The organism is Bacillota bacterium (genome assembly GCA_013314855.1).
Classification (GTDB): Bacteria; Bacillota; Clostridia; order Acetivibrionales; family DUMC01; genus Ch48.
Window position 1 is genome coordinate 1 of sequence record JABUEW010000128.1, and the last position, 11,649, is coordinate 11,649.

8 protein-coding genes are annotated in these 11,649 nt (G+C 36.2%); 7 read left to right on the forward strand and 1 reads right to left on the reverse strand.

The annotated features are described in order from the left end of the window. Positions 1–156: 156 nt before the first annotated feature. The 7 genes from HPY74_17055 (at position 157) to sigK (ending at position 10,299) form a co-directional block, all read left to right on the forward strand. Complete coding sequence (locus HPY74_17055) at positions 157–2,538, forward strand: endonuclease MutS2 (protein ID NSW92347.1); 2,382 nt, start codon at positions 157–159, stop codon at positions 2,536–2,538. Between the two features lie 141 nt (positions 2,539–2,679). Further along, on the forward strand, positions 2,680–4,500 hold the full coding sequence (gene typA / locus HPY74_17060) for a translational GTPase TypA (protein NSW92348.1): 1,821 nt from the start codon (positions 2,680–2,682) through the stop codon (positions 4,498–4,500). 12 nt (positions 4,501–4,512) lie between these two features. Beyond that, positions 4,513–5,631 carry an endolytic transglycosylase MltG gene (gene mltG, locus HPY74_17065; protein NSW92349.1) on the forward strand — a complete coding sequence of 373 codons (1,119 nt, stop codon included), beginning with the start codon at positions 4,513–4,515 and terminating at the stop codon, positions 5,629–5,631. Between the two features lie 18 nt (positions 5,632–5,649). Further along, on the forward strand, positions 5,650–6,306 hold the full coding sequence (locus HPY74_17070) for an O-methyltransferase (GenBank protein NSW92350.1): 657 nt from the start codon (positions 5,650–5,652) through the stop codon (positions 6,304–6,306). Between the two features lie 77 nt (positions 6,307–6,383). After that, positions 6,384–7,607: a U32 family peptidase gene (locus HPY74_17075; protein ID NSW92351.1), complete on the forward strand. Its 1,224-nt coding sequence runs from the start codon at positions 6,384–6,386 to the stop codon at positions 7,605–7,607. Positions 7,608–7,849: 242 nt separating this feature from the next. Further along, the gene (locus tag HPY74_17080; GenBank protein ID NSW92352.1) at positions 7,850–9,511 is read left to right on the forward strand and encodes a peptidoglycan glycosyltransferase; all 1,662 of its coding nucleotides are present in this window, start codon (positions 7,850–7,852) and stop codon (positions 9,509–9,511) included. Positions 9,512–9,585: 74 nt separating this feature from the next. Beyond that, positions 9,586–10,299, forward strand: coding sequence for an RNA polymerase sporulation sigma factor SigK (gene sigK, locus HPY74_17085; GenBank protein ID NSW92353.1), 714 nt, complete (start codon positions 9,586–9,588; stop codon positions 10,297–10,299). A gap of 3 nt (positions 10,300–10,302) precedes the next feature. Here the strand turns inward: sigK and ytvI are convergent, their stop codons facing one another. After that, the gene (gene ytvI, locus HPY74_17090) at positions 10,303–11,430 is read right to left on the reverse strand and encodes a sporulation integral membrane protein YtvI (protein ID NSW92354.1); all 1,128 of its coding nucleotides are present in this window, start codon (positions 11,428–11,430) and stop codon (positions 10,303–10,305) included. Between the last annotated feature and the right edge of the window lie 219 nt (positions 11,431–11,649).

Consider the following 11,649-nt stretch of genomic DNA (forward strand, 5'->3'; position numbering starts at 1 on the left):
CCATATTGCATAACTTATCGACAAAAAGATAGAAATAATGGTATTATAAAGTTATAATATTTAGGGGGTTCACCATGGTAAATCTGTCAATAATTTTAGGGCATGAGCTTGTCGGTATTGTGTGCGAGGTATGAAAAGAGGGAAAACGATAATAAAATGAATGAAAAGACTTTGAAAGTTCTGGAATATGATAAAATTATAAAAAAACTTGTTAATTTTACAACTTCCCAATTGGGGAAAGAAAAAGCTGAAGAGCTTTTACCTGTTAAAGATATTGAAACTGTAAAGGATATGCTAAAGGAGACCGATGACGGGGTAAATTATATTATCAGAAGGGGAACACCCCCCTTAGGAGGTATCCGTGATATAAGGGACTCGCTGAGAAGGGTAGAAATGGGGGCGATTTTAAATCCAGGGGAGTTGTTAAAGATAGGTGATGTGTTAAGATTATGCAGACAGCTTAAAAACCATGCTTCAGGCGACAGGAAAGCCGATGAAGAAAAAAACCTGGTTTTAGAGCTTATTGATTGCCTTGAAACCAACAAAAGGGTTGAAGATAAAATTACTGCTTCAATTGTAAGTGAAGAAGAAATAGCGGATGATGCAAGTATAACGTTAAAAAGTATTAGAAGGCAGATAAGGGAGCAGCAGGAATCTATAAAGGAAAAATTAAACAGTATAATTAAATCAGCAAGATACCAGAAGTTTATACAAGAGCCTATAGTTACCGTGAGAGGCGGCCGTTATGTAGTTCCTGTGAAACAGGAGTATAGAAATGAGATTTCAGGCCTTGTCCATGATTCATCTGCAAGTGGTGCTACAATATTTATAGAGCCTATGGCGGTGGTTGAGGCTAATAACTATATAAAGCAGTTAATAATTAAAGAACAGGCTGAAATTGAAAAAATACTTACAGAATTGACAGGTGATGTAGCAGGCATATTAAGTCAATTAAAGTCAAATATATCAATACTTGCCAGGCTGGATTTTATATTTGCAAAAGCAAACTTAAGCCTTCACTATAACTGCGTTTTACCTAAATTAAATACCGAAGGGCGTATTAATATAAAGAAAGGCCGCCATCCCTTAATTAATCCTGAAAGTGTTGTTCCGATAGATTTCAGAATAGGAGATAAATTCTCTACAGTTATAATAACAGGACCTAATACGGGAGGGAAAACAGTTACTTTAAAAACTATAGGACTTTTTACGCTTATGGCACAGTCAGGACTTCACATACCTGCGGGTGATAATACCGAAATTAATGTGTTTAACAAGGTTTTTGCCGATATAGGAGATGAACAGAGTATAGAGCAGAGTTTGAGCACATTTTCATCTCATATGACCAATATAGTAAGGATATTGGAAAATGCCGATGAAAGATCCTTTATACTTTTAGATGAGCTTGGGGCAGGCACTGATCCTACCGAGGGAGCTGCTCTTGCCATGGCTATACTTGAATACTTGCACCAAAGGGGATCAATTACTGTTGCAACAACACATTACAGTGAGCTCAAGCTTTATGCAATGGCTTCGGAACATGCTGAAAATGCAAGTTGCGAGTTTGATGTAGAAACTTTGAAGCCCACCTATAGGTTGTTAATAGGAGTACCAGGCAGGAGTAACGCTTTTGAAATATCAAAAAGGCTGGGATTACCGGAAGAAATACTGGATAAGGCGAAGGAATTCCTTACCCAGGAAGATATAAGGTTTGAAGATATACTGGTTACAATAGAAAAAGATAGGAACGAAGCTGAGAAAGAGAGAATGAAGGCTGAAGCATACAGACTGGAAGCAGAAAAACTAAAAGAGGAACTGGCCCGTCAAAGGGGAAAAATTAATGATGAAAAAGAAAAAATTATAAGAGAGGCAAGAGAAGAAGCCCGCCGTATACTTATGGAGGCAATGAGGGAATCCGAGACTATTATTGAGGAACTGAAAAAGCTTGAAAAGGAAAGGGAAGCTGCTGAAAAAAATAGAATTATAGAAGAGATGAGATCTTCGTTGAAAAATAAAGTTAATAAAATAGACGAAGCTCTTATAGAGCCTTTGATGCCAAGGCACGGCTATATAAAACCTCCTGAAAATTTAAAACCCGGGGATAGCGTATTAATTTTAAATCTAAATCAAAAAGGGATTGTGATAGAGCCACCCGGGAATAATGGTGAAGCTATTGTACAGACGGGAATAATAAAAATAAATGTAAATGTATCAAATTTAAAGCTTATTGATGAACAAAAAATTGAAATTGAAAGGACAGGAATTGGGCAAATCAGTAAATCTAAGGCCATGAACATATCAACGGAATTAGATCTAAGAGGATTATCTCTTGAGGATGCCCTTGAAAATGTTGATAAGTACCTGGATGATGCAAGTATTGCCGGGCTTAAATCTGTGGTGCTTATACATGGAAAAGGCACAGGGATATTGAGGGCAGGCATTCACAAACATCTTAAAAATAACCCTCATGTGAAGTCTTACCGCTTGGGTAAATTCGGGGAAGGAGAGACAGGAGTTACAGTAGTTGAATTGAGGTAGGAATATTTAATTTATTCCCTAATATTGACACCTTCTTGACATTACCTTAAAATAAAATTTGATTTATTATAGTATTAATGGTTATAATGCTTATTGTACTTGAGATTTAATAATTTAATTGAAATAAAGAGGGAAAAATTTGTGATAAAAACAAGAAATGACATTAGAAATATTGCTATAATTGCCCATGTTGATCACGGGAAAACAACTTTGGTTGACGGAATGCTGAAGCAAAGCGGTATATTCAGAGAAAATGAACGGATACAGGAAAGAATCATGGATTCAAACGAACTTGAAAGGGAACGGGGTATTACTATACTATCAAAAAATACTGCTGTTATGTATAAAGGTATAAGGATAAATATAATAGATACACCGGGACATGCTGATTTTGGCGGTGAAGTGGAAAGAATTTTAAAAATGGTTAATGGGGTGTTGCTTCTTGTAGATGCTTTTGACGGCTCCATGCCCCAGACCCGGTTTGTTTTGAGAAAAGCCTTACAGCTGAATTTAAAACCGATAGTGGTTATTAATAAAATTGACAGGCCTGGAGCAAGGCCTATTGAAGTAGTTGATCAAGTGCTTGAGTTGTTTATTGAACTGGGAGCTGACGACAGCCAGGTTGATTTCCCAGTGGTATATACTATTGCAAAGGAAGGTATTGCAGTACTTGATCTTAATGATGAAAAAAAGGATTTACAACCCTTATTTAAAACAATAATTGAAGAAGTACCTGCTCCGGAAGGAGATTTTGATGCTCCTCTCCAAATGCTTGTATCAAGTATTGACTATGACGAGTATACTGGAAGGATTGCTATAGGCCGTATTGATAGGGGAACCATGAGATGCGGCCAGCAGGCTGTTATATGTAGAAAAAACAGTACTCCTAGGGAAGCGAAGATTTCAAAAATATACAGGTTTGAAGGCTTAAAAAGAATTGAATGTTCAGAAGCTACGGTGGGAGATATAGTAGCAATACCAGGTTTGGAGGATATTAGTATTGGCGAAACAATTTGTGACAGGGACAATCCTGAACCTTTGCCCTTTGTAAATGTTGATGAACCTACTGTTTCCATGGCTTTTAGCGTTAATAACAGCCCTTTCGCAGGGCTTGAAGGGACATATGTCACTTCAAGACATTTGCGGGAAAGGCTATTTAAGGAATTGGAAACGGATGTTAGTTTAAGGGTTGAAGAGACTGATTCACCTGACTCCTTTATTGTTTCGGGAAGAGGAGAACTTCACCTATCAATATTAATTGAAAAAATGAGAAGGCAAGGTTACGAGTTCCAAGTATCAAAACCGAAAGTTATAATGAAAGAAATAAGTGGCGTAATATGTGAACCAATAGAATATTTATTGATTGATGTGCCCGAAGGTTATATGGGGGTTATAATGGAAAAACTTGGGCCAAGGAAGGCAGAGCTAATAAATATGCAGTCTTCTAATGAAGGATATATACGCCTTGAATTTAAAATACCGGCGAGGGGACTTATGGGTTATCGTTCGGAATTTTTGACTGATACAAAAGGAAATGGTATAATAAATCATGTATTCTATGGCTATGAGCCATACAAGGGCGAAATACTTGGGCGGCAAAGAGGTTCTCTTGTTGCTTGGGAAAATGGAGAAGCGGTAACATATGGCCTATATAATGCTCAAGAACGGGGCAATCTATTTATTGGTCCTGGAGTAAAAGTATACGAAGGAATGATTGTTGGGGAAAACTCGCGCCCTGAAGATATTGTTGTCAATGTCTGCAAGAAAAAGCATGTAACCAATATAAGGGCTGCAGGAGCTGATGAGGCCTTAAGACTTACACCGCCAAAGGTATTGTCTCTTGAACAGTCTTTGGAATTTATAGCAGATGATGAATTGGTTGAAGTAACTCCCAAAAATATTAGATTAAGAAAAAAGATACTTGACACGGAACAGCGGGCTAAAGCAAGGAGTAAAGGGTGATGGTGGTTGTTTATGAAGAAGACAATTATAAGGTGGATAATATTATTATCTCTAGTGGCTATAACTTTTGGCACAGGCTATACTACTTATAATTATATTGTTAATGTTTACAGCGTAAAGAGTGTTGCAGCAGAAATACCATTAGAAAGGCAAATATTGGTTGAAATTCCAAGAGGAGCTGGGACAGAAGCCATAGCTAATATTTTAAAAGAAAAGGGTATTATAAAAAACACGTTTTTATTCAGGTTATTCTCAAAGCTTAATGGTTATGACGGTACTTACAGATCCGGTGTCCATGCCATTGATAAAAACGAAAATTATAATTCCCTTAAAGGATATGATATTCTGATGGATATATTATCCGGCAAACCCCTTACAAATGTAGGTGTGAGGGTTACAGTACCGGAAGGTTATAATTACCAGCAAATTGTAAACTTACTTTATAAAGAAAATCTAATAGATAAAGAGAAATTCGACAAAATAGCAAATAATGAAGACTTTGATTTTAGGTTTTTAAGGAATTTGAAACGTAGGGGTAATAGGCTTGAAGGGTATTTGTTTCCGGATACCTATGAATTTGACCCAAAGTCCAATGAAAGTGAAAAAGAGATAATTTTGAAAATGTTAAGAAGGTTTGATGAAATTTTTTTACCTGAGTATTATAAGAGGGCAGAAGAATTGGGTATGACTGTTGATGAAATAATCATATTGGCGTCCATTATTGAAAGAGAAGCAAGGGTTCCTGAAGAAAGGCCCATAATTGCAGGAGTTTTTTATAACAGACTTAAAAGCAAGAATAGTTCATTGAGGAAACTTCAATCCTGTGCCACTATACAATATATACTTTATAAAAAAGAAGGAAAAATGAAAGAGGTAATAACTGTTGATGATGAAAAAATTGACGACCCATATAATACTTACTTATATGAAGGACTGCCTCCAGGACCAATTTGCAATCCTGGCAGAGATTCCATAGAAGCAGCCCTTTATCCTGAAGAACACGATTATCTGTATTTCGTCGTTAAAAATGACGGCACAGGAACCCACTACTTTTCCAAAACTTTCAGTGAGCATTTGGGTGCACAGCTTAAGTCGCAATTGAATGCCCAAAAAAATAGGAAAAATGATTAAGGGTTAAGGAAGAAAAAAATGATTTGTTATGATTATATAAATGAATACATTAGAAATACTATTAAAGAAGACCAAGGCGTATTACTGGAGTTGCGAAAATTTGCCGCATTAAATAATATACCGGTGATACAGCCGGAGACAGCAAGACTTCTCTTAGTATTGGGACTGATAATAAAACCGCGAAAAATACTTGAAATAGGTACGGCAATAGGTTATTCATCGATTTTATTGGCTGGAACCTTAAGCCCTGGTGGGGTTGTCGATACTATAGAGAGCTATGGTGAAATGGTCGAAATGGCCAGATATAACATAAAGAGGGCAGGATGTCAGGACAAGATAAATTCTATAGCCGGGGATGCTGCTGAAGTATTAAGATGTCTTGACAAGAGATATGATTTGATATTACTTGATGCGGCAAAAGGACAGTACCTTGAATTGCTTCCTGACTGTATAAGGCTGCTTAGTATAAGAGGGGTATTGATTTCTGATAACGTATTATATAAGGGTATGGTGGCGAACGATAGGTTAATAATAAGGAGAAAGAAGACTATCGTTAAAAGGCTGAGGGAGTATTTGAAGTGTATTTGTAATAAATCGGATGTTGAAACATGTATATTGCCTGTGGGAGACGGGGTGGCAGTTACTGTCAAACTGCGAGATAATGGAGATGAATAATGAAGAACGGGGCGCATTTTCTTTTTATGAAGAAAATGCGCCCTGAAGAATCGAACACGGAAAAGCGGGTGGTATTATTGAAAAAGGTGGAGCTTCTTGCTCCTGCAGGGAATCCGGAAAAACTGAAGATGGCAATCACTTATGGCGCTGATGCTGTGTATTTGGGAGGGTATGAGTACGGACTTAGAGCTTATGCAGACAACTTTTCCTTTGAAGACATGGAAAAAGGTATAGAGTTTGCTCATTCCAAGGGGAAAAAAGTGTATATTACAATGAATATAATACCTCATAATGAAGATATAGAGGGTATGGAGGAATATATAAAGCAAATTTGCCGGTTGGAAGCTGATGCCATAATATTATCTGATCCTGGAGTATATATGGTGGTGAGGGAAACAGCTCCGGGTATGAAAATCCATTTAAGTACCCAGGCAAATAATACAAATTGGAAAAGTGCAAAGTTCTGGTATGAGCAGGGTATAAAACGCATAATCCTTGCCAGGGAGCTTTCTTTAAAAGAGATTGCAGAAATAAAAGAAAAGGTCCCTGAAGACTTGGAATTGGAAGTGTTTGTACACGGCGCCATGTGCATATCGTATTCCGGTAGATGCCTTCTTAGCAATTACATGGCAGGCCGGGATTCCAATAGGGGGTTATGTGCCCATCCCTGCAGGTGGAAGTATTTTTTAATGGAAGAAAAAAGGCCGGGGCAATATATGCCGGTATATGAAAATGAGAGGGGAACATTTATATTTAATTCAAAAGATTTATGCATGATAGAGCATATACCTCAGGTCATCGCTACCGGAGTGACAAGTTTAAAAATTGAAGGACGCATGAAAAGCTCTTACTATGTAGCTACAGTGGTTAAGGCATACCGTGAAGTTATTGATGCATATTATACAGATCCTGAAGGATATAAATTTGACCCCCTATGGCTTGAAGAGATATCAAAGGCAAGCCATAGAGAATATACCACGGGATTCTATTTCAAAAAGCCGGGGAGTGAAGACCAGGTATACAATACAAGTACTTATGTGAGAGAATACGATTTTGTCGGCCTTGTTCTTGAATATGACAAAACAACAGGAATTGCTAAAGTTGAGCAGCGGAACCGAATGTTTGTAGGTGATGAAGTTGAAGTGGTAAGGCCTAAGGGAAGATATTTCAAACAAAAAATAACCAGTATGAAAAACGAGGAAGGGGAATACATTGATAATGCCCCCCATCCCCAGATGATAGTCTACATACCCATGAAGCAGGAAGTGGAAGAATATACGATACTCAGAAGAAGGGCGTGAATTACTTCCCTTCCATAAACCACCTAAAGAAAGTTGTATATAGGAATCCGACGTTACCAGGTTGGTAACCCTTATTCCCAGTAATCTTATATTTTTTTGCCAGTCCCAGTATTTTAAAAATATTTCAAATCAGAATTCCTTGTTTTGTAAAGGATATCGTGAATAAAACTATGTCATGAATAAAACTTGATTTTATATGGAAAACTTAATACAAAGGAAATTTGGAAAGGTTTGGATTTCTTATGAATACAAAAAGGGGCTTTATTGTGCTTATAATATTCTTTACATTATTTATATTATTGGCGGTAAGAATGTTTCATTTACAGGTTGGTGAGAGGGAAAAACTATCCCGGGCTGCGTCTGTACAGAGAATTGCAAATGCCCGGATAGAAAAAGCGAGGGGTGATATATTGGATAGAAACGGCATACCCCTTACGAATAGGAGTGAAAAATATATTATAGTATTAAAACCTCTTATATTAAAAGAGGATAAAAATTCACTTAAAAGGATTTCCGATATTCTTGGCACTAATTTTCAAAAGCTGGAGGAAGAAGTTGAAAAAGGGGAAAAACCCATCTTAATAGAAGTTGACAAAGAAAGGAAAAACCTGGTTAAAAGCCTGGAATGCCCAGGAATTTCAATTATAAATTCTCTTTATAGATATGATAATAATTCAGTTGCAAAGCATATTTTGGGATATGTCAATAAATCTGACGGTAATGGAGAAGCGGGTATAGAAAAGTTTTACAATAAAACCCTTGCTTGTGACAGTTGGTATATGCTTGGGGTTGTTACTGATGGAAGAAATAATATTCTGCCAGGTATGGGCTATCGCTTAATAAGAGCAGAGGGAGAAAATAAAAAACTTAATGTAAAACTTACAATTGATTACCATATACAGAAAATTGTTGAAGAGGTAATGGAGAGAAATAATGTGACAGGTGCTATTGTAGTTGAAGAAGTAAACAGTGGCGATGTTGTAGCTATAGCAAGCAAACCTGATTTTAACCAGGATAATGTGAGCCAATACTTGAATAGTCCGAATAATGAATTGTTTAATAAGGCTGTGGCTTCTTATAACCTTGGCTCCATATTTAAAATAATAGATGCAGCTGCAATGTTTGAGTTAAAAGACAGCTGGGAAGAAGAATACTTATGTACAGGGTCCATTAAAGTAGGAGATAGGGAATTTAAGTGCTATTCCTACAAGGACGGGGGACATGGCCTTTTAGATTTGAAAAAAGCTTTTGCCTTATCTTGCAACACCTATTTTATAGATGCAGCACTTAATAAAATAAATGCTAAAAGCCTGATTGAAATGGCCAAGAGATTTGGATTAGGAAGTTTTACAGGAATAAGAAGCCAGGGCATTGAAGAATCGGCAGGCAATTTACCTTCAATTGACACCTGGTTTTCCGGAGGGGATATTGCCAATATATCCATAGGACAGGGAGAGATTATGGCTACTCCTTTGCAAGTAGCGGATATGGTGGCAACAGTTGCCAATGGGGGAATAAAAAATACAATAAATATAGTAGATTCCATTGTAGATGAGAATGGAAATAAAGTGAGGGATATACGGCAAAAACAGGGTAAGAGGATTATTAACAAAGATATCGCTAATAAAATAAAGAATTTAATGGAATCTGTAATAAATGAAGGCACCGGAACAATGATAAATTTAGAAGAATACGGCGGGGCTGCAGGCAAAACAGGAAGCGCAGAAACAGGACAATATAAAGATGGAGAAAGCATAGTACATGCCTGGTTTGCAGGGTATTTTCCTAAAAAAAATCCAAAGTATTCTATTGCAGTATTTATTGAAAATGGTAAAGTAGGAGGTAAAACTGCAGGACCGATATTTCAGGAAATTGCTTGGGAAATCATGAAAAAGGGATTTTAATCTTTTAGTACATGCACAATGAACCAAGCTTCCTCATATACTAATAAAGTAGCAGATTTTATGGGGGGCTTTTTTTGTTGGCCGGCGTTTTTTATACCCTGCTTGAATCTATCAGTAATATATTCTTTTTTTTAGGGTATGTATCTAACCCGAATTCTTTTCCACAACCATTAACATTAGAGGAGGAATCCAAGTACCTTCAAGAATATAAAAATGGTAGCGAAGATGCGAGAAATATACTCATTGAAAGAAACTTGAGGCTTGTTGCCCATATTGTAAAAAAATACAGCTCTCTTGGGTATGACAGCGAAGATTTGATTTCCATAGGTACAATTGGTTTAATAAAAGCTATTTCAACCTTCGATAATGAAAAGGGCGCCAGACTTGCGACGTATGCAGCACGTTGTATTGAAAATGAAATTCTCATGCAGATAAGGTCTACTAAAAAGATCCAGAATGAAATATATCTCCAGGACCCTATAGGTGTAGATAAGGAAGGCAATGAGATTACCCTTATAGATGTAATTGAGAATGATAATGAGTCAGTGTTGGATAAAGTAGAATTAAAAATGCAGGTAAAGAAGCTGTATAATCTAATGAAATCGGTATTAAAAAACAGAGAGAAAACTGTACTCGAACTTAGGTACGGCTTATTAAACGGTTCAAGTAAAACACAAAAAGAAATCGCAAAAATGTTGGGTATATCAAGGTCATATGTATCCAGAATCGAGAAGAAAGCTATAAAGAAGCTGAGCGAGGAGCTAAAATCCGAAACTGATAGATGTTAGACGTTAGACGTTAGGTACTTGTTTCTCGCTTTTCACTTTTTGCTTATCTTTTGTTTCGATTAAATCTTTAATGGGCCTGTTTTTAAGGACTCCCGACAGAATATTTTTTATTAGAAGCACCATTATCGGTCCAAGAATAAGGCCGGCAAAACCAAAAATCTTAAGTCCGGAATACATGGCAATAAGTGTTACCAAAGGGTAAATTCCTATCTGAGTTCCCACTATTTTAGGCTCAATTAATTGCCTTACTGTAAGGATAATACCGTATAGGATAAGGAGTGAAACACCTATTCTAACATTTCCTGTAAGAAAAGAATATATAGACCAGGGTACAAGAAAACCCCCTGTTCCTAATATAGGTAGTGCGTCCAGAATACTTATAATAAAAGCTAAAAGTAAAGAGTACTTTATCCGGATTAGCGTAAAACCTATGAATAATTCGGTAAATGTAATTGCCATAAGGATAAGCTGGGCTTTTATGTACCCAAGAAGGGCTGAAAACATATCATTAATTATGTTTTTTATCTTATTGATCCAACTTTCAGGGAATTGGGATGTAAAAAACTTTGATATCTTTTCTCTATCGCTGCTGATAAAATATGTCGAAAGTATAGTTATGATTATAAATAATAAGGTCTCAGGTATTGATACGGCAGTAATATAAGCACCTTTAGTTATTGACTTTAAAAGGTCTGTAAGATTTGTGGAAAGGTCTGATAAAATACTTCCTATGCTGTCAGTAATTTCAGGAGGAAGCCATTGGAATATGTCAATACCTTTATTTACCCAAACTGTAATATCAATATATAAATTTGATAAAATATCGGGAAGGACTACAGCGACTGATTTTATTTCATTAATCAGTCTGACAATAATTAATGTTATAATTACTCCAAAAGAACATATAAAAAATAATAGTGTTATAGGTGCTGCAACTTTTCTTGGCATTTTTGCTGTTCTCATGAGCAACCTGATAATCGGTTCGGCTATTGATGCAATTACAAATGCAATAATAAAGGGCATAATATAAAAGCTTAACCTGTAAAATAAAAATATGCCTGCTATTACTCCGGCAACAACTAATCCAATTTTAATCATTCTTGCCCTTTTCAGTTCATGACGATTAAACATGATGTTTCCCTTAACACCTTCCCAAAATTTTTTAGTTACTTAAATATTATATTATATATAATGCATATACTACAAGAAAATTTTTATCTTTCCAGAGCTGAAGCATGAAAATTTTATTCTTATCCATTAATAGTGGCTGCGTTAGTAATTTTATCCAATTATATAATAATATTACATAAATTTAACCATACGTTTAAGTCATCGGATAACACTATAACC

Bases quoted from the DNA above. Each gene is read 5' to 3' on its own strand.
- HPY74_17055 (NSW92347.1), top strand. From the start codon at position 157: ATGAATGAAAAGACTTTGAAAGTTCTGGAATATGATAAAATTATAAAA.
- mltG (NSW92349.1), top strand. From the start codon at position 4,513: ATGAAGAAGACAATTATAAGGTGGATAATATTATTATCTCTAGTGGCT.
- HPY74_17070 (NSW92350.1), top strand. From the start codon at position 5,650: ATGATTTGTTATGATTATATAAATGAATACATTAGAAATACTATTAAA.
- HPY74_17080 (NSW92352.1), top strand. From the start codon at position 7,850: ATGAATACAAAAAGGGGCTTTATTGTGCTTATAATATTCTTTACATTA.
- ytvI (NSW92354.1), bottom strand. From the start codon at position 11,430: ATGTTTAATCGTCATGAACTGAAAAGGGCAAGAATGATTAAAATTGGA.